Annotated in this window: 27 protein-coding genes and 1 pseudogene; 10 read left to right on the top strand and 18 right to left on the bottom strand. The window is 55.4% G+C overall.

Annotated features, from left to right (window positions below):
* Positions 1-28: 28 nt before the first annotated feature.
* Together AC2FIP_RS11115 and AC2FIP_RS11110 are read right to left on the bottom strand one after the other, a co-directional pair.
* Positions 29-484: an anthrone oxygenase family protein gene (locus tag AC2FIP_RS11115; RefSeq protein WP_496786408.1), complete on the bottom strand. Its 456-nt coding sequence runs from the start codon at positions 482-484 to the stop codon at positions 29-31.
* Positions 481-933, bottom strand: a complete 453-nt coding sequence (locus AC2FIP_RS11110) for a hypothetical protein (RefSeq protein WP_496786407.1) — start codon at positions 931-933, stop codon at positions 481-483. Before AC2FIP_RS11110 ends, AC2FIP_RS11115 begins: the two co-directional genes overlap by 4 nt.
* 141 nt (positions 934-1,074) lie before the next feature.
* Here AC2FIP_RS11110 and AC2FIP_RS11105 point away from each other — a divergent pair, with 141 nt between their 5' ends.
* Positions 1,075-1,515, top strand: a complete 441-nt coding sequence (locus AC2FIP_RS11105; protein WP_496701984.1) for a MarR family winged helix-turn-helix transcriptional regulator — start codon at positions 1,075-1,077, stop codon at positions 1,513-1,515.
* Positions 1,516-1,552: 37 nt separating this feature from the next.
* Here AC2FIP_RS11105 and AC2FIP_RS11100 read toward each other — a convergent pair whose 3' ends face one another.
* Complete coding sequence (locus AC2FIP_RS11100; RefSeq protein WP_496786405.1) at positions 1,553-2,086, bottom strand: cytochrome b; 534 nt, start codon at positions 2,084-2,086, stop codon at positions 1,553-1,555.
* Between the two features lie 27 nt (positions 2,087-2,113).
* Positions 2,114-3,193 (bottom strand): CDGSH iron-sulfur domain-containing protein, encoded by a 1,080-nt coding sequence (locus AC2FIP_RS11095; RefSeq protein ID WP_496786404.1) that lies wholly within the window; start codon positions 3,191-3,193, stop codon positions 2,114-2,116.
* A gap of 100 nt (positions 3,194-3,293) precedes the next feature.
* On the opposite strand from AC2FIP_RS11095, the gene AC2FIP_RS11090 reads away from it, so the two are divergent.
* Positions 3,294-3,731 carry a MarR family winged helix-turn-helix transcriptional regulator gene (locus AC2FIP_RS11090; RefSeq protein ID WP_496703101.1) on the top strand — a complete coding sequence of 146 codons (438 nt, stop codon included), beginning with the start codon at positions 3,294-3,296 and terminating at the stop codon, positions 3,729-3,731.
* A gap of 138 nt (positions 3,732-3,869) precedes the next feature.
* On the opposite strand, the gene AC2FIP_RS11085 is transcribed toward AC2FIP_RS11090, so the two are convergent.
* The 7 genes from AC2FIP_RS11085 to AC2FIP_RS11055 all read right to left on the bottom strand — a co-directional run bounded on the left by AC2FIP_RS11085 (position 3,870) and on the right by AC2FIP_RS11055 (position 10,346).
* Positions 3,870-4,967, bottom strand: a complete 1,098-nt coding sequence (locus tag AC2FIP_RS11085; protein WP_496786402.1) for an autotransporter outer membrane beta-barrel domain-containing protein — start codon at positions 4,965-4,967, stop codon at positions 3,870-3,872.
* 335 nt (positions 4,968-5,302) lie between these two features.
* Positions 5,303-5,821 carry a maleylpyruvate isomerase N-terminal domain-containing protein gene (locus AC2FIP_RS11080; RefSeq protein WP_496786453.1) on the bottom strand — a complete coding sequence of 173 codons (519 nt, stop codon included), beginning with the start codon at positions 5,819-5,821 and terminating at the stop codon, positions 5,303-5,305.
* A 32-nt stretch (positions 5,822-5,853) separates the two neighbouring features.
* Positions 5,854-6,957, bottom strand: coding sequence for a cupin domain-containing protein (locus AC2FIP_RS11075; RefSeq protein WP_496703104.1), 1,104 nt, complete (start codon positions 6,955-6,957; stop codon positions 5,854-5,856).
* Positions 6,958-6,979: 22 nt separating this feature from the next.
* The gene (gene maiA / locus AC2FIP_RS11070) at positions 6,980-7,627 is read right to left on the bottom strand and encodes a maleylacetoacetate isomerase (protein ID WP_496703105.1); all 648 of its coding nucleotides are present in this window, start codon (positions 7,625-7,627) and stop codon (positions 6,980-6,982) included.
* Complete coding sequence (locus AC2FIP_RS11065; RefSeq protein ID WP_496701970.1) at positions 7,624-8,319, bottom strand: fumarylacetoacetate hydrolase family protein; 696 nt, start codon at positions 8,317-8,319, stop codon at positions 7,624-7,626. The genes maiA and AC2FIP_RS11065 overlap by 4 nt, the downstream gene beginning before the upstream one ends.
* A 10-nt stretch (positions 8,320-8,329) precedes the next feature.
* Positions 8,330-9,511: a 3-hydroxybenzoate 6-monooxygenase gene (locus tag AC2FIP_RS11060; protein ID WP_496786401.1), complete on the bottom strand. Its 1,182-nt coding sequence runs from the start codon at positions 9,509-9,511 to the stop codon at positions 8,330-8,332.
* An 88-nt stretch (positions 9,512-9,599) separates the two neighbouring features.
* A complete protein-coding gene (locus AC2FIP_RS11055) occupies positions 9,600-10,346 on the bottom strand; it encodes a class II aldolase/adducin family protein (protein ID WP_496705200.1) in 747 nt (248 codons plus the stop codon).
* A gap of 146 nt (positions 10,347-10,492) precedes the next feature.
* On the opposite strand from AC2FIP_RS11055, the gene AC2FIP_RS11050 reads away from it, so the two are divergent.
* From AC2FIP_RS11050 to AC2FIP_RS11025, 6 genes are all read left to right on the top strand, one after another.
* Positions 10,493-11,425, top strand: coding sequence for a LysR family transcriptional regulator (locus AC2FIP_RS11050; protein ID WP_496709046.1), 933 nt, complete (start codon positions 10,493-10,495; stop codon positions 11,423-11,425).
* A 305-nt stretch (positions 11,426-11,730) separates the two neighbouring features.
* Entirely contained in the window at positions 11,731-12,267 is a 537-nt protein-coding gene (locus AC2FIP_RS11045; RefSeq protein ID WP_142636435.1) for a sigma-70 family RNA polymerase sigma factor, read from the top strand.
* Positions 12,264-13,004, top strand: a complete 741-nt coding sequence (locus AC2FIP_RS11040; RefSeq protein ID WP_496691383.1) for a hypothetical protein — start codon at positions 12,264-12,266, stop codon at positions 13,002-13,004. Before AC2FIP_RS11045 ends, AC2FIP_RS11040 begins: the two co-directional genes overlap by 4 nt.
* Before the next feature lie 54 nt (positions 13,005-13,058).
* A complete protein-coding gene (locus AC2FIP_RS11035) occupies positions 13,059-14,135 on the top strand; it encodes a helix-turn-helix domain-containing protein (RefSeq protein WP_496786400.1) in 1,077 nt (358 codons plus the stop codon).
* A 521-nt stretch (positions 14,136-14,656) separates the two neighbouring features.
* Positions 14,657-16,051: a bifunctional enoyl-CoA hydratase/phosphate acetyltransferase gene (locus tag AC2FIP_RS11030; RefSeq protein WP_496786399.1), complete on the top strand. Its 1,395-nt coding sequence runs from the start codon at positions 14,657-14,659 to the stop codon at positions 16,049-16,051.
* A complete protein-coding gene (locus AC2FIP_RS11025; RefSeq protein ID WP_496701960.1) occupies positions 16,044-17,216 on the top strand; it encodes an acetate/propionate family kinase in 1,173 nt (390 codons plus the stop codon). Before AC2FIP_RS11030 ends, AC2FIP_RS11025 begins: the two co-directional genes overlap by 8 nt.
* Positions 17,217-17,219: 3 nt before the next feature.
* On the opposite strand, the gene AC2FIP_RS11020 is transcribed toward AC2FIP_RS11025, so the two are convergent.
* The 7 genes and pseudogenes from AC2FIP_RS11020 to AC2FIP_RS10990 all read right to left on the bottom strand — a co-directional run bounded on the left by AC2FIP_RS11020 (position 17,220) and on the right by AC2FIP_RS10990 (position 23,103).
* Positions 17,220-17,693 carry a hypothetical protein gene (locus tag AC2FIP_RS11020; protein WP_496786397.1) on the bottom strand — a complete coding sequence of 158 codons (474 nt, stop codon included), beginning with the start codon at positions 17,691-17,693 and terminating at the stop codon, positions 17,220-17,222.
* A 9-nt stretch (positions 17,694-17,702) separates the two neighbouring features.
* Positions 17,703-17,972 (bottom strand): hypothetical protein, encoded by a 270-nt coding sequence (locus AC2FIP_RS11015; protein WP_496786396.1) that lies wholly within the window; start codon positions 17,970-17,972, stop codon positions 17,703-17,705.
* Between the two features lie 127 nt (positions 17,973-18,099).
* A complete protein-coding gene (locus tag AC2FIP_RS11010; protein WP_496786395.1) occupies positions 18,100-18,765 on the bottom strand; it encodes a D-lyxose/D-mannose family sugar isomerase in 666 nt (221 codons plus the stop codon).
* Between the two features lie 16 nt (positions 18,766-18,781).
* Entirely contained in the window at positions 18,782-19,708 is a 927-nt protein-coding gene (locus AC2FIP_RS11005) for a carbohydrate kinase family protein (protein WP_496786394.1), read from the bottom strand.
* A gap of 36 nt (positions 19,709-19,744) precedes the next feature.
* The gene (locus tag AC2FIP_RS11000; protein ID WP_496697250.1) at positions 19,745-20,725 is read right to left on the bottom strand and encodes a glucokinase; all 981 of its coding nucleotides are present in this window, start codon (positions 20,723-20,725) and stop codon (positions 19,745-19,747) included.
* 39 nt (positions 20,726-20,764) lie between these two features.
* Positions 20,765-22,069: pseudogene (locus AC2FIP_RS10995) on the bottom strand (GH1 family beta-glucosidase); the annotation flags it as partial.
* A gap of 2 nt (positions 22,070-22,071) precedes the next feature.
* Positions 22,072-23,103 carry a LacI family DNA-binding transcriptional regulator gene (locus tag AC2FIP_RS10990; RefSeq protein WP_496786393.1) on the bottom strand — a complete coding sequence of 344 codons (1,032 nt, stop codon included), beginning with the start codon at positions 23,101-23,103 and terminating at the stop codon, positions 22,072-22,074.
* Positions 23,104-23,325: 222 nt separating this feature from the next.
* Here AC2FIP_RS10990 and AC2FIP_RS10985 point away from each other — a divergent pair, with 222 nt between their 5' ends.
* Together AC2FIP_RS10985 and AC2FIP_RS10980 are read left to right on the top strand one after the other, a co-directional pair.
* Entirely contained in the window at positions 23,326-24,594 is a 1,269-nt protein-coding gene (locus AC2FIP_RS10985) for an ABC transporter substrate-binding protein (protein WP_496786391.1), read from the top strand.
* Positions 24,595-24,660: 66 nt separating this feature from the next.
* Complete coding sequence (locus AC2FIP_RS10980; protein WP_496786390.1) at positions 24,661-25,668, top strand: carbohydrate ABC transporter permease; 1,008 nt, start codon at positions 24,661-24,663, stop codon at positions 25,666-25,668.

The following is a 25,668-nucleotide window of genomic DNA, read 5'->3' as shown; positions in this document are numbered from 1 at the left end:
TTAGGTTCCTTTGGTCAGTGCCGAGATTTTAAGCTCGTCGTATTGCCAGATAAGCGAAGACAGTTGCGGCAATCCCGCAGATGATCCGAAGCCAATGCACCTGCAGCCAAAGCTCCAGCGTGTCAGCAACTTCGGCTGTTGGCAGACCCCCAGAGGCAAAAGCCGTATTCGTCGGAACAAAGAATGCGAATGTCAGGATCGCCACGATCATCCAACTGAGTAGCGCTGCAATCCACATTCCACGAGCGGGGCTTCTCCAAAACAATGCCACGCAGAGAATCGAGCCGAGAAGAGCCGGCATCGATACCAAGGGTATGGTTCGCTGGATGAAAACGTTGTTCACAGCAAACCAGTCCAGGAACTGCTGCGCGTCAAGGCTTTGCCAATAGCCGCCAAGCGTCATTCCAATAAACAGCATCGACCCGGCAAACATGCCCGAGGCTATGATTGTGATCGCTTCCGCCGTGCGGGCCAAGGACATCATGCTTTTACCTTCCGATGACGAAGTCGACCTTTCATGCGAAGACCGTCGCGCATGCTAAGGCTCATTAGCGTGAGGTTCGTCGCACCGGCGACCAGCTCGAGAGTTTGCACCAGATAAAAGGTACTATCGAGTTCTCCGGCTTTCGCTTTAGCGGCCAGAAAAAGGGCTGCAGGAATCAGGATCACTATGCCGTTGAAGGCGATGATTGGCATCCGGCGGGCCTTGTCCCCAAGGACCCCGCCGCGACGCTTGCCTGCAAGGGTGAAGCCCGAGCCGCCAACAGCGGCCATTGCCGGGACGAGAATTAAGAAGCCCCAAGGTATTGTCGTTTTGACCGCGATGATCTGTGCTTCGGTGCCAAAGAGTTCGACGATCACAGTGGAAAGCCAAAAACTGGCGATCATAATAAAGGCAAGGGCGCCTGCAATCGGGTGAATTTTCTTGGTCATCTGAAGTCTCCTTTCTCGCATCATTACATAGTAAGCTATGTATAATGGTGTGAGTCTTATGTGAAACGACTCATTGCCAGAACACATATAGCAAGCTATACAATAAATGTATAGTCTACTATGTAAAAGAATCGAAGGAACATGACCTTTTCACGAGAGAATTCTCCGGGATATCTGATTAATCACCTCGCGCGCCTGTTTGCGAACGCGCTACAAGAGCAAATAAAGCCTCTTGGCCTTTCAACAGGTGTTTTCCCGATCATGGTGCACTTATGGGAAGACGACGGCCTGACGCAAAAACAACTGGTTGAGCGTGTCGGGATCGAACAGGCAACAATGGCCTATACTTTGGCTCGGATGGAGCGAGACGGCCTGATCATCCGTCGGCGAGATACAGAAGATGGGCGCATCCGACAAACATGGCTGACAGAGCATGGCAAGTCTTTGAAAGAGCCAACGCTGAAGCGGGCAAGCAAGCAAAACGAGTTAATATTGGAGGGGCTAAGCGATACTGAGCAGCAGCAAATTGTTGCTCTTATTACCAAAGCTATCAAGGCAAATGGCACGCGAGCTAGATATTGAGACGCGGCCTAAATCGCACCGCGCCCCAATCAGTTAGTTAACTTTGACCAAACCACATGCGCCCGAAAGTGCCGTCTTTTTTGACATAGTGATGGTAAAGCGCGCCAACGACATGAAGCGCTAGCAAAACAAGCAGAAACCGCGCACCGGCCCCATGTGCAAGCCGTGGCGGATAGTCGAAGAAGTTCGGTAACGGTGCAGTTGATCCGCCGAACAGAATAGTTCCGGCGCCAGACATCACGACCATGCCTATTCCGCTGGCGACCATACCCAAGGTAACGATATAGAGCAGGAGATGAACCGCTTTGCCGATAAACACCTGCCAAGCCGGATCAGTTTCCAAATGGGCGGGCTTTTGATCAGCAAACATCCACCACCCGATACGGATAAGTGTGAGCAACAGTACCGAAATACCGATTGGGACATGGACTGAAAGAACCCCTGCCTTCGCGACGCTGACATCAATGGACGCCGCCCGAAACCCGCTTGCAAACAGCGCAATGATTAATGCTGCGCTGAGCCAATGCAGAGTGATTGCCACAGTCCCATAAGACGTTGTTGTACTTTTCATTTCGATTGCCTCAGTTGAATTTCGAGATCACTCAGCGCTGTCTTCCCAGCCAATGTCGACATGCGACCCATCGCAGAATGGTTTGTTCTTGGAGGCACCGCACCGGCAAAGGACGTATTTATTGGATGACGCGCCCTCAGCCCACTGAACATCCTGCAAGTCAACTCCGGTTACCCGAAAGGGTCCGTTACGCTCGATTGTAATGCCGGGGATGTCGACGCTGGGTTGCTGTGGCTCGCCACCTGGTTCGCTCCAGGACAACGCGCCGGAAGGGCAGGCTGCAACAATTTCGCGAATTGCGTTGGCGTCGCCATTGTCAGGCTCAATCCATGGCTTTCTGCTCGAGTCGAAAACAGACTTCAATCTGCGGCCGCATTCCCCCGCATGGGAACACAACAGGCGATTGTAGTGAACTGTGATATCCTTGCCTTGATAGGCGGTCAGTTGGTCCGGGGTTCGATCCTTGGACACCGCTGAACTAAAGCCAATACCAGTATGTGAACTGTCACAGTAAGGCTTGGACTTTGACGCTCCGCAACGACACAAGGCCAAAGATTTTTTCACGGCTACATCGGAACCGTCAGCATCGGTCAATCTGGGGATCTCTCTGGCCAGAAGGGGGCCATCTGGAAGACCGCGGATCGTCGCGGTGTTGTCCGCAACGCTAGAACCGCCGCCGATCTTGCCGGTCATACGCAGCCCATCCCGTATATTCATCCCCAGCAGACTGAGGTTGGTTGCACCGGCAAGAAGTTCGACAGCCTGTACGACATAGAACACAGTGTCAAATTCTCCTGCCGAGGCCTTGCTGGAAAGGAAAAATGCACATGGGATAAGGACAAGAATTCCATTTCCGGCAATGAACGGCATGCGCCTTTTCTTGCCCAACACCAGCTGGTCTGTCCGGTTTTTCCCAAGCGCCATACCAGAGCCGCCTGCAACGATCATCGCGGGTATCAGGATAAACATACCCCGCAAAATCATGGTCTTCACCGATGCAATGGCTTCATGATCAAGGAACAGTTCTGAAAAAACACTCGACGTCCAAAATGTCAAAATTGTTAGAAACGCGATGCCACCGGCGGTGGCATGGATGCGGGTTTTCATCTGGATAGTCCTTCTATGCAGTTGCGCGTGTCGTACACCTGGCTGTGCATAGCCTGCTATATATCATTGCATCCGTCACTATGCAAATCTAAAAGGTTCTATGGAATTTGATCACACGTCTTCGCCCGGGTACCTTATAAACCATTTGGCTCGTTTGTTTTTTGAGGAATTGCGCAGACGTATTGAACCTTTGGGCATAGTGCCGGGACAATTCCCCGCATTACTTGCGCTGTGGCAGAAGGATGGGCAAACGCAGAAGGAACTTGTCGACAAGCTGGACATCGAGCAGGCGACTATGGCGAACACGTTGAACAGAATGGAACGTGATGGTTTGATTTCGCGTAAACATCACCCGACAGATGGCCGCGCAAAGTTCATTTTTCTGTCAGAAAAAGCCAAATCGATCCGCGATGATGCCTACGAAGCTGCGACGAAGGTCAACGATTTGGCATTGAAAGACCTTGCTCCAGACGAACGGGAGCAATTTGTGCGCCTGATGCAACGCGTGCTTCATACGTTACAAGATTCAGGGCACTAGAACTGGTTGACGAGAACATACAGTCTATCAAAAGTAACCGCCGGTTCGTTTAATAGGGTCGGCTTTCTTTTGCAGCTATTGAATGTTGTTGCACTTGGGGAATGGGCGGCACAGATGTGCCGCCCTTTTCTAGATAGATCAGAACGCCTTGGTGAAGGCAAAAGTGAGCCCGTTTTGCCGGCGCACACCGTTCAGGCCGAGGCGACCGGAATATGTCAGGTCGAAATAGCCGCCGGAATTCGTCAGATGCGTAATCCCCAGCCCGACAACACCGTAGGTCGGTTCGTCAAGGTACTCATCCAAGTCGTTGACCAACTCGTGTTCAAGGCCCAACGTCGCCTTGGGTGACCAAGTTCCAGGTCTCAGCTCTTTTGAGATCCTGGCCTTGGCCCAGATTGTGCTATAGGTCTCGTCCGGACCATCGACACCTGACGCCAGATTGCCAAAGCTGTCAGCAGTCTCTTCGATCCATGCCCGTTGGTACAAAACGCCAAAGATTGGGTTCAACACCCATCCTTGTGGCAACCATTTCAAGTCTGACTTATCAAACCGGCCGACAAGCTCAGATTGGATGTACAGGCGATCATCGTCCTGGTTTTGGGTCAATGTGGCTGTTGGGCTTACCGGCAGCGAGATATCAGTCTCGCCGAACATGTATTCCATCCGAGCTGACATGCCCCAATTTGGATTGAATTGCTTCAAGGCATCCGCGCGCAGACCCCATCCGCCATAGGTCAAATCGGCAACGCCAATGTTTTCGATGTCGGTGTTTTCGTAAAAGGCGCCGAATGCAAGCATTGTATTCACATCAAAAAATTTGACGTACTGAGCATCGAGACGAATGGTGTCGGCGTCTACCACGACGATGCTGCCATCACCATCTGTGGCGACGTATTCAGTCGAAAACCGAATGAAGGAATCCGGCCCGATCATCTTCAACGCATGAATATCAATGATCCCCGAGACAGGTGACGTCTCATATCCGGTTGTTGGCCCTCCTGCATGCGCGACACCGGTAACAGCGCGCGCGACCCCAATCCTTGTCTGAGCTATGCCAAACGGTTCATTCGACAGATAACTTTCCAGCAAGCCAGACCCGCCAAGGTTGTAGATCGCAGCAATCCCAACCGGTAGCTGGCCCTGCTGGCCGCCATCCTGAGTGTCCTGTTCTTCTGCCATTGCCATGGTAGCGCACGCCGCCAAGGCCATGCCCTTTAGTGGTGTCTTGGTATTCATGAGGTCCTCCCTAGAAATCCCTAAATATGAGTATTAGGGAGCTTATAGAGTACAAAATTCCCAAATACAAAGAAAACACGTACTAAAACACAGTGCTTTTCCTTTAAATTGACAATTCTGTCATAGATTTTCAAACTGGGGTTGAACTTCGTCAGGATTGACAACCAAAAGAGAAACTTTGGCGCCTTTTGGGGGATGCAAAGCGAGAGATTCGAATTGCTATCTAGCATTCGTAGATCGCGCATAGATTGAATTCGAATGGACTTTCGCCGCTGTTTTGATGTGCATTCACGTCCAGCGATCAGAAGCGATATTCAGACGGAACCACTCGCCGTCTATTGGTGATGGCGCTCTTCCAAAAGAGCCCGGGCCTGATCTGGAAATACAGCGGAGTCAGCCCCGACATTCAAGTCAAGTGCCGCGGCCCATATGACCTTTGCACGTTCGGAAGGCGTGTCCGATATTGAGGTCTGAGCAACGGACATTCCCCATTCGAAATCAGTTAAGTCACGCCAAACTACATTTAAGTGAACGGCCGCGTGGCTGAAGAGATGATGAAGCGCGCGGGCTGGAATTGTTGCGTATTCATGTATGTCATTTCGCCCAGGGACCGTTGTTTCAAAGCTGGGGCTATCAGATCGAACACGTTCAATCGTTTCGCACATGTCCCGGGCGTGCAAACCGACTGAAGCAATGACATGTCGCCGCTGCCAACCAGGCACAGTGCTGTCCGCTGATAAAGCGGTATCGGGTAGATCATTTAATAAGCGTGCAAAAAATGCGGTGCCGCGGCGGGCTAGAAGCAAGTCTTGCTTTGGTGCCAGATCTGAATCAAATCTGGCGCCAGAACCCATTCTTGCTCGGTGGTCTTGCCGTGCCTTATCGGTCACTCTTGGCCTTCAACGTAGCTGCGCGCGAAGTTGAGCCGTTCCATAATCGGGGCATCCGAAAAACGGAAAAGATCAAATTGTGTTTCCGCCTCCAAGGCCCATGGAACCCAGGACGGGATCACAAACAGGTCGCCGATGTCCAACGCGCGACGTTCACCGTTTATGATGACCGCACCACTGCCTTCGAATACCTGGAACACGGTTGATCCGACATCGCGTCGTGTCTGGGTATTTGTTCCTTCACGCAGACGATGGAATTCGCACCGGATTGTCGACATCACATCGCCTCCGGTCGTTGGATTCACATATCGGATCGCGGCGTGGCCCGGCGCTATGGTTGCCGGGTTTCCTTCGTCTTCCAGCAAAAGCTGTTCTGTCAGCGCCCGGTCCGTGAACTCCCAGCGATATGCGCCGATTGGCGACGAAACGGTGTTCTGCAGTTGCGACAATGGCCGCAGACCTGGGTGGCACCACAGACGCTCTCCTTGTGAGAACCGCGGCGTCGCATAATCGGTTACCCGATCCGATCCGAACTCGAAGAATCCGACATCGTTTTGTTGGCTGAACGGAATGTCCAGACCATCAATCCAGGCCATGGGATTGTCGGTATCGTTGTGATGACCATGGAAGTTCCAACCTGGTGTCAGCAACAGGTCTCCGCGGCTCATTCGAACCGGATCGCCATTGACAACGGTCCAAACCCCTTCGCCTTCGACGACGAAACGAAACGCATTTTGTGAGTGGCGGTGTTCAGGCGCGGTTTCCTTGGGGCCCAAGTATTGGATCGCTGCCCAAAGCGTGGGGGTTATGTATGCGTTGCCGCCAAGGCCGGGATTGGCCAATCCCAACGCGCGACGCTCGCCACCCCGACCGACGGGGACAAGATCACCAGACGCCTCTGCCAGAGGCAGGATCGTTTGCCACTTCCAAACATAAGGAATGGCCTTCGGCTTGGGATGCATGGGCATCAAATCCCCAAGCTGAGTCCAGAGCGGAATGATATGCTCGTCTGCAAAATTCTTGTACAAATTGCGCAGCTCGGGGCTGTCTTCGGGCTGCATTGAATGCTCAACGTTCTCGTGGCTGGTATCGGAACTCAAAACAGTCTCCTAAAGTCTTTCATTATACTGCATCGGGCTGGTTCGGTGGCGCCGCATTTCGGAACGCAGGAAGTGCATCCAATGCTTTGTAAATACGCGATATGTTTGGCCAATCATTCATCGGGATACCAAATCTCTTATTGTTCCAGATTTGCGCATACAAACAGACATCGGCCAATCCGGGTGTGTCGGACAAGCAATAGATTGATTGTTCTTCCCGAGACGCCAGCGTCTGTTCAAACGCATCAAGTGTGGTTTTCACCCAATGTGTGAACCAGCTTTTCTGCTTTTCCTCATCCGCATCGAATTCACTGCCCAAATATTGCAATACGCGCAGGTTGTTCAGCGGATGGATGTCACATGCAATCATATAGGCAAGCGCACGGTCCTGGGCCTTTCCGTCTGGATCGGAAGGAAAAAGTGCAGGTTCGGGATAAACCTCATCCAGCCATTCGATGATGGCAAGGGATTGGGTCATGACCGTGCCATCTTCCCGTACAAGGGAAGGAACCAACCCTTGGGGGTTCATAGCCAGATATTGGGGACTTCTGGTTTCGCCCGTGCGAAGAACATAGGCGATATAGTCGTAGTCCAACCCTTTCAGGTTCAACACCGCACGCAAACGCGTCGATGTTGAAGACCTGAAGAAGTTATGCAGCTGAAAGTTCATTCAGCGGCCCCGATTGTTGTGGTGATGTGCCCCAGCCCTTCGATGCTGACGACACAGACATCACCAGGATCCATCGATCCAACACCTGCCGGCGTGCCGGTCATGATCAGGTCGCCTGGTTTTAGCTCGATGAAGCTGGACAGGATCGAAACGATTTCGGGAACGGACCAAATTAATTCCGAAAGATCAGCCTGCTGCTTAACTTCTCCGTTGACGGTCAGCTTGATTTCCCCGGTTGACAGGTGGCCAACGGCCGAAACCGGGTGGATCGGGCCAATCGGGGCCGAGCGGTCAAACGACTTACCCATGTCCCAGGGGCGTCCCTGTTCCCGGGCTGCAAGCTGCAGGTCCCGGCGGGTCAGGTCATTGCCGACAGCGTAGCCCCAGACGTGATCGAGGCTGTTGTTCATTGGAATGTTGCGACCTTCTTTGCCGATCGCAACGACCAATTCCGCTTCGTAGTGGAAATTGGCGGTCTCAGCCGGGTATGCGACGGTTTCGCCGTCCATAACCACTGCATCGGCGGGTTTCGAAAAGAAGAACGGCGGATCGCGGTCAGGGTCTTTACCCATTTCGCGTGCGTGTGCCGCATAGTTCCGGCCGACGCACAAAATACGGCGCACTGGCAGACGATCATCGCTGCCAGCTACCGGAAGGGTTACGGTGTTTTGAGGGGGGAAAACGTAGCCCATCTGTTATCCTTTAATTTTCAAGTCCATTCGATCCGTACAACCAATGAAGTTGGTCGCACCATTCGTCGGGTGTCATGTTCGACATTACGTGGTCGCGTACGGCGGCCTGCGCATCGTCCGGGTGATAAATATAGTCGCCGATCAGGCGCGAGTTCATCTGAACACGTGCCGTCCGAACCCGGCGTTGGTTCTGGTAGATTTCCAACGCGTTCTCGATGTTGTCGCCGTAGTTTTCCATGCAATGCGACAAGCAGACAGCATCCTCGAGCGCCATACATGCGCCCTGAGCAAAATACTGCAGCATTGGTTGAGCCGCATCGCCCAAGAGAGCCACGCGACCATCGCGCCAGTTGGAAATCGGATCGCGGTCACAAAGCACCCAAAGCTTCCAGTCCTGACCGTGTTCGATGATCTGACGCGCTCGGGGGGCAATGTGTTCGAAGCCCTGCATCACTTCTTTGCGGCTAACGGGTCGACCTGCAATAGGCTCCTGCAGGTCGCGGTGATAGGTGACAACCAGATTGTAAACCTTCCCGCCCTTCAGCGGATAGTGCACGATGTGGCATTTGGGGCCAGCCCACAATGTTGCAGCATTCCAGCGCAGATCTTCAGGCATCTGCTCTGTGGGAATGACGCTTCGATATGTGGTGTGACCTGAAATTCTGGGCTCGCCATCTCCGATCATCTGGGATCGGATTGGTGAACGAAGCCCTTCCGCACCGATCAGCGCAGCGCCTTTGAATACACCCAGAGATGTCTTGAGGCTGACGGATTTTCCATCCTGTTCGTAACCGCTGACAAGTGTGTTCGTTCGAATGTCGATCAGGTCACTTGCTTCGCAATAATCCAGCAGGACCGAGTGCAGATCGGCGCGGTGAACAACAGCGTATGGGTTGCCCATACGTTTTCTGAAGTCCTCACCCAGTGGGATTGTCGTAATATCATTACCGTTCTTAGCATCCATTAGACGCAGTGAATCGACATACACGGCCTTGGATCGCGCTTCGTCTCCAACGCCCAGATAGTCAAAAGCGTGAAAAGCATTTGGTCCGATCTGGATACCAGCACCGATCTCTCCCAAAATGGGGGCCTGTTCGACAACGATCGAACGAAAACCCTTGCGGGCAAGACCAGCTGCGGCGGCCAAGCCGCCGATTCCGGCACCTGCAATCAAAATAGGCTCTATTGGCACTGTTGCCTCCTTAGTCACTTTGGCAAGAGGTCACACAGGCAACGCTCTTAGCTATATCCATTTGCCGGAAATGCGCGGCTCGGCTTTGTTACAAGCCGGCGAAGCCCGCACGCGACACCCAGTAATCCCAGGCCCGGGCCAGGGGCATATCGCCCAAAAGCATCGCGCTGGTTTTGTCGATTTCACCATCTGTCAGATGTTTGAGGGAACCCAGCGCCAGCGACTGCTGAACCAGCGCGGCATTGTCTTTAAGACCGGTCGCAACCATGCAAACTGCCCGGATGTTTGCAGCCACACAGATACAGCCGTGGCCACGCAGCAGGGCGACACTGTTTTGCCCAAGCGCGCGCGAAAGAGAGTGGCCCATATCCATCCGGTCAACCAACATGTTGGTGTCACCAAACTCGTCCTGGCTGTCCCAGGTCGGAACTTCTTTGCCAATGACTGAAGACATGTGAAAGATCGGACGCAAGGACACATCATTCATTGTGAACGGAATGATCGAGCGCGCATGATGATGCGCCACCGAGTTCACATCGGGTCGGTCTTTGTAGATCGCCCCATGAATATGTCGTTCGTTATATGGCCGACGATGATCTTCGCCGATAAGTTCACCTTCCAAGGTGAACTCCATGATGTCCTCGCGAGTCACATTGATAGGGCTGCGCGAACGGGACAGAAAATAGCGATCTTTCCGCAGCGGGTGGCGCACGCTGACGTGCCCAAAACTGTCTATAACGTCTTCACGCGCAAGAATTCTATTGGCCAAAACCAACTCGTTAATAGCCGCATCAATTAGCCGAGCGTCGTTTTGTGAGTCGTGATCAAGAGCCATCTACATCTCCAAGCCAAGTTGGGGTGCAAAATAGAAACGCTGACGCCTGATGAAAAATATATAGTACAGAGGTAATTCATATCATATAATAGATATGACAGTGGAAGTTCATCAGAACAAAAAAGTCCAAGGGCGAGGGTCAACAGATGCGGTCACTCATCAGTCAGCTAACACTTCACAAGCTTGAAGTGTTTTGTCACGTCGCCGAGTTAGAAAGCGTTTCGCGGGCTGCTGAGGAATGCAGCATCGCACAACCCGTTGTAACTACGCATATCAAGGCGCTTTCTGAAAAACTGGGGGTGCAGCTTACGCAGCGCAATGGGCGGCGGATAGCGCTGACAGAAGATGGGAAACGCATATACGTCTGGGCCAAGGAAATCGTGTCGCAGACACGAGAGCTTGAGCAGGAACTTCAGGACCGCAAATCCGGCGCGGTTGGGCACGCCTCAATCGCCGCGTCAATGACTTTGGGGTCATACATCCTGCCGTCCATTGTTTCTCAGTTCAAAACGGACCACGAACAGAGTGATATTTCAGTGCAGGTTGCGAGCCCAAAACTGGCCAGCGAGCAGGTATTGAGAGGCGAATGTGACTTTGGACTGACGATTGTCGACCAGATTCACGGAATCCGCGGGCTTGATGTAACGCCGTTGTACAATGAAAGATTGATCTTGGCGGGGTCAGATAAGACGACCTTTGTTGGCAATCAGGTGACACCAGAGAAGTTGAAGGACCTTCCATTTGTCACCGCAAGGGCAAATACTGCCCGGCGCGATCTCGAAGACTATGCGCTGATGACTCATGGAATAATCAGAAGCAATGTCACACTGGAATTTGGACATGGCGAAGCCATCAAACAGGCCGTCCGGGCAGGGGCGGGCATCTCATTCCTGTTTTGGTCTTCTGTTAAAGACGAATTGGAAAACGGGTCTTTACGAGAGATAAAAACACCGGGGATGTCGCTGGCCTTTCCGATCTATCTTGTTCAACGAAAAGACCGGAACCTCACAGCATTTCAACAAAAGTTGGCCGAGTATATCTGCACAGAGATCAAACGCCTAGATGAAGCGCAGTCGTGAAGCGGCTTCATGCCTGAAATCTGACTTCACAACAACGATCCAGAAAATAGAGTGCGCAGGATATGTACGTGTATCTTCGCGACCTAAACTCCTCTCCTTGATCCGGCTGTCTGGATGTAGACTCCGTTCCTAGTGAGGATGTATCAATCAGAGCCTGCGGATTTCCGATCAGATCACGGGCAATTTCAAAGACCGCATGGTACTTTCCTTTTCAACATAAGTTCCATTTCTTTCCCGCGCAGGGTATGTCAGGCCTGACCCAGCGAACCTGGTTCGTGAAAATGATAGAGGTCGTGAAGCAAACTATGGTCGGTGAATTGAGTTCCGAGCAGGCCGTGCGCGGCGCGATCCAGACGCATTCGAGGCGCGTCTGGCGGTTTGGGCTTGCCCTGTCGGGTGCTTCCGATGTGGCCGATGATCTGTTGCAGGCCACTTGCCTGCGTGCGCTTGAACGCCACCACCAGGTCACGTCATTTGAGCGGTTGGACAGTTGGTTGATGACGATCTGCCGTTCAATCTGGTTGAATGAGCTGCGTGCCCGCTCGGTCCGAAAAGCGCAGGCACTGTCGTTGACCCCAGAGTCAGAGCTGATTGCATCCGGACCGGACTCGGAAACGAATATATTCGCCGCCGAAGTGTTTACCCAAGTGATGCAGTTGCCAGAAGCACAGCGAGAAACGGTGATGCTGGTCTATGTCGAAGGCTATAGCTACCGCGAGGCCGCAGCATTGCTGGAGGTGCCAATAGGAACGATCATGAGCAGGCTGTCCAATGCGCGACAAAAACTGAAAGTCGTGATGCAGCATGAGGCGGCAGATGCCGTTCGACGGAGTCGCAAATGAAGTTTTCCGATGAAGTTCTCAAAGCGTATCTGGAAGGCAAAGTGAATGAAGCCGAGGCCCAGGCGATAGAAGCTGCGGTTGCGGCCGAACCCGAGCTTGAGGCGCGCCTGATGGGGCTTGATCCATTCGCACCGGTGGTACAAGCGGTGTTTGAACATGTCCCGGCCGAGATGCCCCGGATGGTTTTGCCTGACCCAAATGCCGAGATACAAACCAGTAGCGGTCCTCTGCGCCTGTTGGCCGTAGCTGCATCTGTCGCGGTGATTTCTGTGTCGGCCACATATTTGGTAACCAGGCCTCAGCCCATGGGGTGGGCTGAGCAGGCGGCGATCTATCAATCACTATATGCGGCGGACACGATCGCGGGGATGGACAGCTCGGAACAGGCGTTGACAACTCAGTTTGATCAGGCCGAGGCACAGCTGGGTCTATCCTTGAGACGTGACACTCTTGAGGCGTTGCCGGGGATGGAATTGAAGCGTGCGCAGGTGTTGTCCTTCAGGGGCAAACCGTTGGTTCAAGTGGTCTTTGCGAATGAACAGGGCCAGCCTTTTGCCTTCTGTGTCATTCGTCAGGGTGAAGGCGCGCCAAGCAAGGATTTGAAAGAGGCAGTGCTCAGCGGGTTGGCGACGGCCACCTGGTCCAAAGACGGTTATGGCTATATGCTGATTGGTGACAGCGACCAGACTGACCTGGAAAGTAAGCTGGATATTCTGACCGCGACCTTTGCAAGCTGAGGCGGCGTCAAAAACGCCTTGTGAACCTGCGGAAATACCAGAAATATAGCGGACATGACCACCACACCCGTCATTCCCGATCCGGATGAGGACGAGGACCCCCTCGGCCCGCGCAGCATCTATGATGATAACGACGCTGATGAGGACGATCTGTGGTTCCTGCCACCTGACGAAGAGGCTGTCGAGGATTTCCTGCCGCCCGGTCCAAGGATCGACCGCAGTCTTTTGTTTGATCCCAGGGACTGGCGTGCGGCGCAGGCAGATCTGTCGTTGGAACTGGCCGATCTGGCAGTTAGTTTTGGCGCCTTGGACGAACGTTTGCGCGCCGGTCCGGATGGGTGGACACACCGGCTGGCGCTGATGGATGTATCCGATTTGGGATGGTGGACCGGCGACCGGATCAGCGTTGATCGGCTGGCGCTTTGGACCGGACTTCGCATTGGTGCAACCGGGGATGATGTGCAGGCCCTGTACCGCGCGGGCTGGGCCGTACGGCGGCTAACATCTGGCGCCGCGCCATCGGATGGCGGGTGGGAGACCGGCCTGACAGCCTTTTTAGATCGGATTGCGCAGGGGATTGACGAAGTCCCCGAAGCCATCGCCGATCTTGCCGAAGTCATGCGCAATTCCGAAGGGTTGCATCCGGTGACGCAGGCCGCCATCGGTTTTCATGCCTGGCGGGCCCTGTCTCAAGGCATCGGACAGGATACCGAGGCTGCAATCATTGCCGCCCGTCATGCGGCCAAGATGGGGCGGGGCGGGGCTGTGTTCATGCCCTTGGTTCTGTCGGGTCCGGGTGCTTTGAGAGGTGTTGGTGAACCATCAGAAAAGCTTGCTGCCTGGATCAGGGGAACAGGGCAGGCGGTATTGTCCGCCTTGCTGCACCTGGACCGGGTCAGCGCCTGGGAGCAGCGCGCCAGAGAGACCACTGCAGAGTTGAGCGGGCGCACACCACCAAGACTGATCGACGTGTTTACGGCCTGGCCAATGGTCTCGGCCCCATTGGCGGAAGAGCTGACCAAAGCCTCACGCGCTGCGGTTCAGCGCAACATTGACCGTTTCAGCCGGAGGGGCTTGATCCGCGAGGTGACAGGGCAGGGACGTTACAGAGTTTGGACAGCGGCGCTGTAGCCCAAACAGGGTCATCAGACCAATATGCCCGGTCTGCCGCATTGAAGAATACCAGCTTCCGCAGGTTTTTGCCTGTGCAGATGTGAATGCCCGTCCCATTTTTGCCCCCGCATTACTGGCTAGTGGGAACAGGTCTAAGGGCGGCAAAGGGTTTGGCCGGGTCGTAATATGTCAAAAGTGGTTCTTAAATCAAAAGTTTAACTCGCAATTTGTGAAAACTATTCTTGGTTGACGGTGCGGATGGCAAGCCACTCAGGCGCAGTACTCCTTCGGAGGGTCCGGGCAGTGCTGTTGTCGAACAATCCATCATTTTAAATTGGGCTGCTGAAACATTGTCCGGCCTATTGCCGTCAGCAGAGGATCGGCTAGAGGTAGGTGAACGTGTTATTGGTGAAGGTATGGATCCGTCATCCGATCTGGAGGATTTGGCGCAGGTCGAATAGTGACCGAGAATGCCCCGCTCTGACCCGCCGCCAATTCCAAGGCATGCCGATGCACCGTCTGAAAAAAGGCCTGACCAAATGAAGATCCAGGAAAACCGAACCTTTTCACAGCTCGCGGTCGGAGACGAAGCCCAGCTGACACGATTGTGCACGGTTGACGATCTTTACGCCTTCGCCTCGGCATCGGGGGATCACAATCCTCTGCATCTGGCGGCCTATGACGGTGACGGCGACGGCCACCCCGAGGCGGTGGCCCCTGCGCTTTGGCCCGCCGGTCTGGTGGCGGCCGTCTTGGGGAATATTTTGCCGGGCGCGGGAACCCAGACCCGCGCGGCCAATCTGCGGTTTCACGCGATCGTTCTGGCCGGAGATGAGTTGACCGCAGTTGTTCGGGTTACAGAAAAATCTGACGATGGTGATGCTATCTGCACCGCCGAGGTTCGGCGTGTTGGCGACAGCACCCTGGTCCTGAGCGGAGATGTCCGAGTCACGCCGCCCGCAAAGCATATGGAATTCGATTCGATAGAGGTGCCGGGACTTATCGTACAACGCCACCGCCATTTCGAAGCGTTGCTGGCGAAAGCCAGACCCCTTGACCCGATGCCAACTGCTGTTGTTGCACCTGAAGAGCCAAACTCATTGGGGGGTGCTTTGCTGGGGTATAGCAACAGCATTATCACGCCGATCCTTGTGGGTGATCCCGGCAAGATCGCTGCCGCAGCCGAGGCACTGGGTGCCGATCTGTCCGGATTTGAAATTATCGAGGCCTATGGCCACCAAGCCGCCGCCCATCGCGCGGTTGACCTGGTGGTTGAGGGCAGGGCGCAAACACTGATGAAGGGGCATTTGCACACCGATGACTTGTTGCGCGCGGTTCTGCGCCGCGAAAACGGGTTGAGAACCGGGCGAAGGCTGTCACATATATTCGTTATGGATGTTCCGGGGATGTCGCGTCCGATCATGGTAACTGACGCGGCCGTGAATATTGCCCCTGACCTCGAAACGAAGGCTGATATTGTTCAGAACGCCATCCATCTGGCACATTCCATCGGGATTGAGACCCCAAAGGTAGGCGTGCTTTCAGCCATTGAGACGATCAACCCGCGCATGGCGTCGTCAGTTGATGCCGCCTTGCTGTCGAAGATGGCCGAACGGGGTCAGATCACAGGAGGGTTGGTTGACGGCCCCTTGGCTATGGACAACGCGGTCGATCTGAATGCGGCACGCACCAAAGGGATTACGTCCGAGGTGGCTGGTGCTGCGGACATTCTTGTCGCCCCAAACATAGAAGCAGGCAATATGGTGGCGAAACAGCTGACATTCATCTCTCATGCCGAGGCGGCAGGGATCGTGGTCGGGGCTGCTGCTCCGATTATCCTGACCTCGCGTTCGGATGATGACGACTCGCGTCTGGCGTCCTGCGCGGTGGCGGCGCTTCATGCATATGCAAGTAAAGGCAAACTCCATGGCTGACCATGTTCTGGCACTGAACGCCGGGTCCTCATCACTGAAATTCGCGCTGTACGAACTGGTTGATGACAACCGTCCCAGCATGCGGTGGCGCGGACAAATAGAACGTTTAGGTGATGCACCACGCCTATTGGCCCAGTCGGCAGGCGGCAGATCAGTAGATCGTCCCCTGTCGAGCACCAAAAGCCATGATGAAGCAATCCACGCATTTCTTGAAATGGCGCGGGAATATCTTCCTGACATTCATGTGTGCGCGATAGGTCATCGCGTAGTGCATGGGGGCACGGTCTATTCCGAGCCTGTGCGCGTGGATGACACCGTCATCAACACTTTAGAAGGGTTTATTCCCTTTGCTCCTTTGCATCAGCCCTACAGTCTTTCGGGTATTCGCGCAGCCAGCGCTGCCTTCCCCGGAACAACTCAGGTTGCCTGTTTTGACACGGCGTTTCATCGCACCCATCCGTGGGTAAACGACACCTTTGCCTTGCCGAAAAGCTACTATGACAAAGGCGTTCGCCGCTATGGGTTCCATGGGCTGAGCTATGACTACATTTCGAACAAGCTGAAAGAAACGGCACCGGGTCTGTATGATGGCCGTGTGGTTATCGCCCATCTTGGAAACGGGGCATCCATGTGTGCGGTTTCAGGTGGGCGCGCTGTGGCTTCGACCATGGGGTTCTCGGCGCTTGACGGGTTGCCGATGGGCACGCGCTGCGGTCAACTGGATCCAGGTGTCGTGCTGTATATGCTGCAGCAAGACGGAATGACCGCAGAAGAGATTGCCGAAATGTTGTACAGAAAATCCGGCCTGCTGGGCCTGTCGGGGATATCATCGGATATGCGCACGTTGCTGGCCGCTGATACGCCCGAAGCCCGAAAGGCAATCGACTATTACGTCTTCCGTATTCGGCGAGAGCTTGGCGCCCTGTCCGCTGCACTTGAAGGGATTGATGCGCTTGTCTTCACCGGTGGCGTTGGTGAGAACGCTGCCCAGATCCGGCAGATGGTGTGTGATGGAATGCGATGGATCGGGATCGAAATGGATCACGCCAGGAATGCCGATGGTGGAACAGTCCTGTCCACGGATTTCAGCCGTGTCCGGATTCTGACGATCCCCACAAATGAGGAGATGGTGATCGCGCAGGCTGCGGTGAATTTTCTGGAGTAGGTCTTATTCGTTCGGCGTTTCTTTCCGGCGCCGGGCGTATTTCAGCAGCATGCTCAGCAAGGCCGTGATGGCTTCGGGCGCCAGTACGCCAACCGGGTCGCGGCGAATTCCGGCTACGGTGTTTTGGACCTCGGCCAGAGAATCCCTGATTTCGGATTCAATGTCTTGCAACGCCATATCCCGAAGTTCGACTGCGGCCGAGGCATCGCCGTGTTGGTTTATCGAATTGGCGAGCAGAACCAGAACCAAAGCAAGTACCAGATTGGTCCCCGCAACAAGTATCGCAGCAACGGGTTTCGACAGGGTCGCGGAAAGCCAGAAAAATCCGGCGAGATTCAGCATGATGATCGCCAGGCCCACCGCCACTCCGGCGGCTATGTAAAACCCGGCCCGTTTCACGGAGATCGCAAGCTGTGCGCGTGCGATCAAGCGTTCAGCGCGCAAAATGACTGAGACATTGCGAGATATGCGGCTCATGGGCGTCTCCTAGCGTGACCGGCCAAGCATGTAGCCTAGGGCAAAAATACCAGCGGCAAACAGAATTGATTTTCTGTGCGGCAGATCTTCGAATTCCTCAAGTATATCGTCAAGCTGTGTGGACCAAGATTCGAGGTTATCTGTAAGCCGGTCGGCGATGGTTTCGTGCGGCGGGGCGTCAGCCCCTTTATCTGGCGAAGCGTTTTTTGCCGGTGGCTGCTCGGCAAGTTGCCGTCGCAACTCTGCGATCTCTGCTTCAAGCTCGGCTTTTGTCACCATTGCTCAGGCTCCTTCCCGGCGGACCACTATCAGCGTGCCAGTATCGCCCATGGTAGACTGATTTTCCGATTTAGTAAAAGGGGCTTATCGGGTACAAAGCCGGTGCCAGCGCGCCTATGCGCCAATGTCAATAATCCGCAACCAGCAGGAAATCCGGGATGGCGTCTTCCTCGATTGTCGCAAAGCGAGGGATCGGCTGTTCGAAGACGTTGTCGGTTCGGTCGTCATTGACGGTAGACACTTCGCCAATCAAACAATCGCCTTTTTCCGCCCAGAACGCGTGCCAGATACCCGGCATCAAGGTCACGCTTTGACCGGGCTTTAGCCGCAGCAGTTCGCCAGGTTGAAGCGTCACAGGGCAGTTGTCGCTAGGCACGGTCACAGGGGTATCGCGGTCAATGCCGCCCTGAGGGTCTGAGGCGTAGATTTCCATCACCAGATAGCCACCGCCCCGGTTGATGATATCCTCGGCTTTAACGATGTGCCGGTGCATCGGCGAAAGCTGCTTGTCCCGCGACACCAGCAGTTTCTCGGCATAGAGCATGCCTTGCCCCTTGTTCAGATCGCTGACATCGCCATTGCGTAGGGTGAACAGGAACAGGCCAAGTTCGTCAAACCGACCCTGGCCATAGTCGGTTATGTCCCACCCAAGCCCGCGTTCACGGATACCGGCCGCCTGTTCGCTGCGCATTTCCTCGGGCGACCAATCCGCAAAGGGCGGCAGCACCGCGCCAAAGGAACGGATAAAGGCCTCGGCCTCGGATTTGATTTCGTTGATTTCGGAACGTTTCATCGGCTTCTTCGTTGGGTCAGAGTTCATGGGCCCAGGGCGGGTTTGCCCCGGCGCGAGCGACAGTTACAGCGGCGACTTCCGCCCCTTTCGAAAGGGCTGCGCGCAAGGCGTTTGCTGGCAATGTGCGCAATTCGGGTTTTGTTAAGTGGCCTGATTGATCTAGGGCGGACAAGACGCCTGCGTTGAAAGTGTCACCGGCGCCAACGGTGTCGACGACCTCGACCTTTTTTACGGGAACAGAAACGTCGGACCCGTCCGCCAGATACCCGATTGCGCCTTCGCTGCCCCGGGTGACGATCACCACCGAAGGTCCTGCCTGCAGCAACAGCGGAACTTTCTCAGCAAGGCTTTCTGGGCCCGGAATGATCCAGTCCAGATCTTCGTCCGAGACCTTGACGATATCCACTTGCGCAATCATGCGGTTCAGCCGGGTGCGATACCGGGTCTGATCCCGGATGAAATCCGGGCGAATGTTTGGGTCCAACATGACGGCGCGCTCTGATCCAAAGCGGTCAAGCACCGCCGCATAGGCATCTGCGCAAGGCTCGCATGCCAGACTGATCCCGCCCAGATACAGCGCCGAGACCGAGGGCAGATGGGTTGGCATATCCTCTGGCGTCAACATCCGTCCGGCCGAGTTTTCATCGACGAAACTGTAGGCTGCCTGCCCATCCCTGAGCTGTACAAATGCCAATGTTGTCGGACGGTCCGAGTGGATTACCCGGTCGGAGTCAACATGGCTGGCCTTGAGGGCGGTCATAAGCTGTTGTCCGAACACGTCAGAGGAAAGCCCGGTCAGCAGACCCACCGGCGTATCCAATCGACCCAGGGCAATAGCCGTGTTGAAAATCGCGCCGCCAGAATGGGGCACAAACCCCAGTTCGCCCGAGATCGTGGGCGTCTCGATCATGTCGATCAGGGCTTCACCACAGCATAGGATCATGCCGGGACCTTTCTGTTTCTGAAACGTGCGGTCAGACTACCGCCTTAGCGCATTTTTACAGAAATTGTTAGCGCCAACAATGCCAAATTCATCCTGTTCCGAGACATACAGGTTCATGGATCGGCGCAACTCGCTGAACCGGCCTCCGGCATTAAAGGCGTCTCGGAAGGCGTCCTTGAACAGCCAGCGGTTCTTTTCGGCCACGCCGCCCACAAGGAACACGCCACCGGCAGGCATCATGACGACCGCCAGATCGCCCATGACCGCGCCTAGATGTGTGGTGAACATATGCGCGGCCTTGACGGCATGGGCATCGGTTCCGTCGCGTGCATCCTGAAGGATATCGCGCGCGGTTCGGGGCTCGGCCTTTGCCCGACCCCCTGCCAGTTCGATGGCCTGATAGAGGATTGGCAAACCCGTGCCGCTGAGGAACATTTCCGCCTCAAGTGTCAGAGTGTCGTCAAAGAAACACTCGGGGGCCACCTGCCGAGCGGCGTTGAATATTTCGACCTCGTCCTGATTTCGGGGCGAGAGGCCGATATGGCCGCCTTCGCCGGACACCGTGTGATAGCGGCCATTCGAATATAGCAGCGATCCGACACCTAGCCCGGTTCCAGGCCCGACGACCAGACGTGTGCCGGTCGGCGGATGCTTGGCCCCTTGCAAGACTTCAACATTGTCATGGGAAATTTCGGCAACAGACCACGCAGCGGCAGTGAAGTCGTTGATCACAAAGGTATGTCGGGCGCCCGTTGCCCGGGCGATATCATCCTCTGACAGATCAAGTTGGGCGTTGGTCAGCCTGATTGTACCGTTGCGGACAGGTCCTGCCCCGGCGGCGACCACGGCCCTTGGGTCGGTTCCGATCTCGTCGCGCAGGCTGTGAAAGGCTTCGAGCAATTCGGGCAGCTTGCCGGTGGGGTATTTGCGCAGATCTGTCAGCTCACCATTGGTGATAACGCCAAGCCGTGTATTGGTGCCGCCGATATCGGCCACGAGGTTCCAATGGTCGTGCATGGCTCCAGCCGGTTGCGCCAGCGGTAAGGACACTGTGCTTCCCGTCAGGGCGTTTTGTACTGCGGTATAGGACGCCTTGGGTGTGCGCTCCATCGTCTGAAAGTCCACGTCCACAAGGCCAAACCGCTTCTCATATCCCAGCGCCCATTCGTAGTTGTCCAGCAGGGACCAGATGAAGTAGCCCTTGATCGGCACGCCCTGTGCCAAGGCGTCCTGTACCGCCGATAGATGTTGGTTCAGATAGTCGATCCGGTCGCTATCCTGCTGCCGTTCGGGGCTGGCCATGCCATTTTCCGTCACCAGAATCGGCAGGTCCCCGGTGTAATCCTGCTTGGTGCGGGTCAGAAACCGGGTCAGGGCGGCGGGTTCGATCTCCCACCCCATCTGAGTTTTGGGCAGCGGGCCGGCGATTTCCTGCAGACTGGGCCAGGTGGTCTCCGAAGGCGCAATCAACTTGCGGGTATAGTAGTTCAGACCACACCAATCGACCGGCGTACCGATGATGTCGAAATCATCCTGCCAGCCAGCGGGCAGGTAGGGCTCTAACCCCTCCAGAACGTTGTCTGGATAGGCCTTGTTGAAAACGCCGCCCAGAAAGAACCGGTTGTAGATGCCGTCATACAGATCAGCCGCGCGGCGCGCTTCGGGGCTGTCATCTGCGGGTTCGGCCCATTCCAGGTTGAAAACCGCGCCCAGGTTGGACATGCCAAGGCCCCGCATCGCGTCGATGGCGCTGCCATGGGCCAGAAGGACGTGGTGCATCGCGCGGGCGGTTGCACGGATGTCGCGCAGACCCGGGGCGTGATGGCCTTCGAAATGGCTGAGCCAGCTGACGCACCACGGCTCATTTATGGGGGCGACGCTGTACATCCGATCGCCGATGCGGCCCATGATGACCTCGGTGAAATCGGCGAACCACCCGGCGATATCGCGATTGCGCCAGCCGCCCAGATCGGCCAAAGACGAAGGTAGTTCCCAATGGTAAAGCGTTGCGCAGGGGCGGATACCGCGTTCCAGCAGCGCATCGGCCAGCCGATCATAGTAATCCAGCCCGGCCTCATTCACCTGACCGCGGCCTTCGGGCAGCACCCGCGCCCAGCTGGTCGAAAACCGGTAGCAATCAAAGCCGCCATCGCGCACCAGATCCAGATCCTGCGGGAACCGGTTCAGGTGGTCACAGGCCAGATCCCCGTTTTCATTTCGCACAACATTGCCGGGGGTCCTGGCAAAGGTATCCCAATGGGTTTGCCCGGCCCCTCCCTGTGCGTGGCCTTCGATCTGATAGGCCGAGGTTGCGACGCCAAAGAGGAAATCTTTGGGGAAATCAGTGCGGTTGTATTTCATATTCAGAACCTGTTGGGGGCGGGGCCGGTCGAGCCGCCAACTACCAGCTCAGCCTCCAGCAATCTAGTTTTGGCCGGGTCTTCGGGCGCATTTATTCGTTCGATCAGCATTTCGGCAGCAATTTCACCGGCCAACCGAACCGAGGATCGCGTGGCGGTGAAGATCGGTACATCCTGCCCGTTTTTCAGATAGGACAGGTCGTCATCATGGGCGATCACCGAAACATCGCGGCCCATCTGCAGCCCTGCTTCGTTCAATGCCCGCCGAACTCCGATGGCCGAAATCATTGACGAGACCAGAATGGCGGTCGGCGGGTCCTTGAGTTGCACCATATCGCGCGCTTCGTGGTGGCCATATACCTCTGTCATCTCGGCGCTGCGCATCAATTCAGGGTCCGGTGACAGACCGGCTTGATTCAGGGCCTGCAGGTAACCGGCCCGGCGGCGTTGGGCGAAATCCATATCTTCAAGTCCATTGATAAGGGCGATCCGTCGATGCCCCAGGTCGATCAGAAACCGGGTGGCGCGCATGAACGAGCTTTTGTTGTTCACATCAACCCAGTCATAGGGCGCGTCTATTCCAGTAGATCGTCCGTGCACAATGAATGGCGCGCCCATGCGATTGAGGACTTCAATCCGCTGCTCGTTCACCTTGGGGCCCTGCAGAACGACACCGTCCACGGCACCACGCTGAAACAGGTCGCGATAGGCGCGTTCAATAGATGTGTCGTCGGCGCTGGTGAACATCATGTCATAGCCGTGTTCAGCATATCTACGAGCAGCCCCGGCGACAAAATCGCCAAAGATTGGGTTCACCATTTCATGCTGGGATGAGCTGGGAATCACGTGCCCGATCACGTGTGATCGACCTGTCGCCAGACCCTTGGCCCGGCTGTTCGGGCGGTACCCGTGTTTTGTTGCGGCGGCCTGAACCCTTGTGCGCGTGGCTTCGCTGACCTCGGGGTATCCGTTCAGCGCACGGCTGACGGTTGTTTGGGACAAACCAAGGATTTCAGAGAGCTGCTTTAGGTTCATATTTGTTCAAAGCGCCTACAAATTACTGCGTATTCCTGTTTTGCGGGCATTTTCTCCGGTGGTCAACAGATTTTACGAACATCTCGTTTGATATTTATATTTATGGGCCTTCGCAAAGCAATCGTTGACAGGTGGAGGCTGTTAGCGCATAAACTCACTCCAGCCAAAGCGCTTTGGAAATTTGAAACCTAAGGCGCGAGATATCGTTGGGAGGAGAAATTCATGAAACACTCGCTTTATGCTGGCGTCGCCGCATTTACCCTGATCGGGGGTGTCGCACAGGCCGACAAGGTTACCGTATTCGGCCCGTGGCTGGGGCCGGACCAAGAGAATGTCGAAAAGGTACTGGATGGGTTCGCGGCGGCGACCGGGCATGAATACGCTTATGTCGGTTCGGACAGTTTTGAATCGCAAATCCGTATTGATGCTGAGGCCGGATCGGCCCCGAATATTGCCGTTTTCCCGCAACCTGGGTTGGCGGCGGATATGGCCAAATCCGGATTTCTGACGCCACTGGGAGAAGGGTCAGGGGACTGGATTCGCGACAACTATGCCGCCGGGCAATCCTGGGTCGATCTCGGCACCTATCCGGGGCCGGACGGTCAGGATCATCTTTATGGGTTCTTCTACAAGGTCGATGTGAAATCCCTTGTGTGGTTTGTGCCCGAGAATTTTGAGGATGCGGGATATGAGGTGCCGACCACGATGGAAGAGCTGAAGGCTCTGTCCGATCAGATTGTGGCAGATGGCGGCACGCCATGGTGTATTGGCCTGGGTTCGGGTGGGGCCACTGGCTGGCCTGCGACCGACTGGGTCGAGGATATGATGCTGCGTACACAATCCCCCGCGGATTACGACGCTTGGGTTGCCAATGAATTGAAGTTCAACGATCCAAAAGTCGTCGCGGCCATTGAGGAATTCGGGGCCTTTGCCCGCAATGAAGACTATGTCGCAGGGGGCGCCGGTGCTGTTGCAACGACGGATTTCCGCGACAGCCCGAAAGGCATGTTCAGCTCACCTCCGCAGTGTTACATGCACCGTCAGGCCTCATTCATTCCGGCATTCTTTCCAGAGGGCACCATCGTCGGGGAAGATGCGGATTTCTTCTACTTCCCTGCCTATGAAAGCAAAGACCTTGGCAGCCCGGTTCTGGGTGCGGGCACTTTATGGGCAATCACCAATGACAGTCCCGGTGCACATGCGCTGATCGAGTATCTGCAAACGCCTGAAGCGCATGAGACCTCGATGGCGCTGACCGGATTTCTGACCCCGCATAAGGGGGTAGATACTTCGGTCTTCTCGGATCCGACGCTGAAAAAGATGAACGACATTCTTCTTGGTGCAACGACGTTCCGGTTTGACGGTTCTGACCTGATGCCGGGCGGCGTAGGCGCCGGAACATTCTGGACTGGAATGGTTGATTATGCAGGCGGTGCCTCTGCCCAAGAAGTGGCGGATGAAATTCAGTCATCCTGGGATGCGCTGAACTAAGCGTCCGGGGTTGGGCAACCCGCACCATCGGGTTGCCCAAGCTAACCGTCACAAGGGAGAGGCGTCATGCATCCGGCATTTCAGGGCCTGCTGACCATCGCAATCGGCGTGTCAGCCTGTGTGGGCTATTTCTACCTGTCTAATCAGTTTCTGGACAAAGTTCTGTTCCCTGCGCGCGGTCCCAATGCAGGCCGCAACATCAACCGAGCGAGCATGATCCGCCCATGGCTGTTCCTGTTTCCCGCATTGGCTGCATTAAGCCTGTATCTGGCTTACCCGGTGGTGGAAACGCTGCGCCTGTCGTTGACGCAGCGCATTCCTGGCGGCGGGTACGAGTGGGTGGGCTTGGATAACTATGTCCAGATGGCGCAAGAGCCCAAATTCTGGGAAGCCATGCGCAACAACATGTTATGGCTGATCGTGGTGCCTGCAATGTCGACAGCGTTTGGCCTATTGGTGGCGCAGCTGACCGACCGTATCCGCTGGGGCAATATCGCCAAATCGCTGATTTTCATGCCGATGGCCATCTCGTTCGTGGGGGCCTCGGTGATTTGGAAGCTGGTCTATGACACCCGTCCGGTTGAGCAGGACCAGATCGGGATGCTGAACGCGCTTTACATCTTTTTCGGAGGAGCCGAGCCGCAGACATGGTTGACCATTCCCTTCTGGAACAGCTTTTTTCTTATGGTCGTGCTGGTCTGGATTCAGACCGGTTTTGCCATGGTTATCCTGTCGGCCGCCCTGCGCGGTATTCCCGAGGAAACCATCGAAGCTGCCATTCTGGATGGGGCCAATTCGTTCCAGATTTTCTTCCGTATCAAAGTGCCGCAGATCAAGACCACCATCCTGGTGGTCTGGACCACGATCACCATCACCGTGCTCAAGGTCTTTGACATCGTGTTTGCCATGACCAACGGCCAGTGGGAAACGCAGGTTCTGGCCAATTACATGTATGACAAGCTGTTTCGCGCCAATGACTGGGGCGTGGGCTCGGCCTCGGCCATGGTGATCATGCTGCTGGTGGCACCGATCCTTGTCTGGAATGTGCGCAATGCGCGTAAAGAGATGGAGTAG

It is taken from the genome of Ruegeria sp. CDSB114 (assembly GCF_059611025.1).
Note: the sequence above shows the minus strand (reverse complement) of the source record. Positions and strands in the feature narration are given on the sequence as shown.

Excerpts from the sequence above, each read along its gene's own strand:
- AC2FIP_RS11045 (WP_142636435.1), top strand. The coding sequence starts at position 11,731 with ATGGTCGGTGAATTGAGTTCCGAGCAGGCCGTGCGCGGCGCGATCCAG.
- AC2FIP_RS11055 (WP_496705200.1), bottom strand. The coding sequence starts at position 10,346 with ATGGCTCTTGATCACGACTCACAAAACGACGCTCGGCTAATTGATGCG.
- AC2FIP_RS11030 (WP_496786399.1), top strand. The coding sequence starts at position 14,657 with ATGAAGATCCAGGAAAACCGAACCTTTTCACAGCTCGCGGTCGGAGAC.
- AC2FIP_RS11050 (WP_496709046.1), top strand. The coding sequence starts at position 10,493 with ATGCGGTCACTCATCAGTCAGCTAACACTTCACAAGCTTGAAGTGTTT.
- AC2FIP_RS11110 (WP_496786407.1), bottom strand. The coding sequence starts at position 933 with ATGACCAAGAAAATTCACCCGATTGCAGGCGCCCTTGCCTTTATTATG.
- AC2FIP_RS11035 (WP_496786400.1), top strand. The coding sequence starts at position 13,059 with ATGACCACCACACCCGTCATTCCCGATCCGGATGAGGACGAGGACCCC.
- maiA (WP_496703105.1), bottom strand. The coding sequence starts at position 7,627 with ATGAACTTTCAGCTGCATAACTTCTTCAGGTCTTCAACATCGACGCGT.
- AC2FIP_RS11085 (WP_496786402.1), bottom strand. The coding sequence starts at position 4,967 with ATGAATACCAAGACACCACTAAAGGGCATGGCCTTGGCGGCGTGCGCT.
- AC2FIP_RS11115 (WP_496786408.1), bottom strand. The coding sequence starts at position 484 with ATGATGTCCTTGGCCCGCACGGCGGAAGCGATCACAATCATAGCCTCG.
- AC2FIP_RS10980 (WP_496786390.1), top strand. The coding sequence starts at position 24,661 with ATGCATCCGGCATTTCAGGGCCTGCTGACCATCGCAATCGGCGTGTCA.
- AC2FIP_RS11020 (WP_496786397.1), bottom strand. The coding sequence starts at position 17,693 with ATGAGCCGCATATCTCGCAATGTCTCAGTCATTTTGCGCGCTGAACGC.
- AC2FIP_RS11095 (WP_496786404.1), bottom strand. The coding sequence starts at position 3,193 with ATGAAAACCCGCATCCATGCCACCGCCGGTGGCATCGCGTTTCTAACA.
- AC2FIP_RS11080 (WP_496786453.1), bottom strand. The coding sequence starts at position 5,821 with ATGGGTTCTGGCGCCAGATTTGATTCAGATCTGGCACCAAAGCAAGAC.
- AC2FIP_RS11025 (WP_496701960.1), top strand. The coding sequence starts at position 16,044 with ATGGCTGACCATGTTCTGGCACTGAACGCCGGGTCCTCATCACTGAAA.
- AC2FIP_RS10985 (WP_496786391.1), top strand. The coding sequence starts at position 23,326 with ATGAAACACTCGCTTTATGCTGGCGTCGCCGCATTTACCCTGATCGGG.
- AC2FIP_RS11090 (WP_496703101.1), top strand. The coding sequence starts at position 3,294 with ATGGAATTTGATCACACGTCTTCGCCCGGGTACCTTATAAACCATTTG.
- AC2FIP_RS11015 (WP_496786396.1), bottom strand. The coding sequence starts at position 17,972 with ATGGTGACAAAAGCCGAGCTTGAAGCAGAGATCGCAGAGTTGCGACGG.
- AC2FIP_RS11040 (WP_496691383.1), top strand. The coding sequence starts at position 12,264 with ATGAAGTTTTCCGATGAAGTTCTCAAAGCGTATCTGGAAGGCAAAGTG.
- AC2FIP_RS11005 (WP_496786394.1), bottom strand. The coding sequence starts at position 19,708 with ATGATCCTATGCTGTGGTGAAGCCCTGATCGACATGATCGAGACGCCC.
- AC2FIP_RS11010 (WP_496786395.1), bottom strand. The coding sequence starts at position 18,765 with ATGAAACGTTCCGAAATCAACGAAATCAAATCCGAGGCCGAGGCCTTT.
- AC2FIP_RS10990 (WP_496786393.1), bottom strand. The coding sequence starts at position 23,103 with ATGAACCTAAAGCAGCTCTCTGAAATCCTTGGTTTGTCCCAAACAACC.
- AC2FIP_RS11000 (WP_496697250.1), bottom strand. The coding sequence starts at position 20,725 with ATGCACGACCATTGGAACCTCGTGGCCGATATCGGCGGCACCAATACA.
- AC2FIP_RS11105 (WP_496701984.1), top strand. The coding sequence starts at position 1,075 with ATGACCTTTTCACGAGAGAATTCTCCGGGATATCTGATTAATCACCTC.
- AC2FIP_RS11100 (WP_496786405.1), bottom strand. The coding sequence starts at position 2,086 with ATGAAAAGTACAACAACGTCTTATGGGACTGTGGCAATCACTCTGCAT.
- AC2FIP_RS11065 (WP_496701970.1), bottom strand. The coding sequence starts at position 8,319 with ATGGGCTACGTTTTCCCCCCTCAAAACACCGTAACCCTTCCGGTAGCT.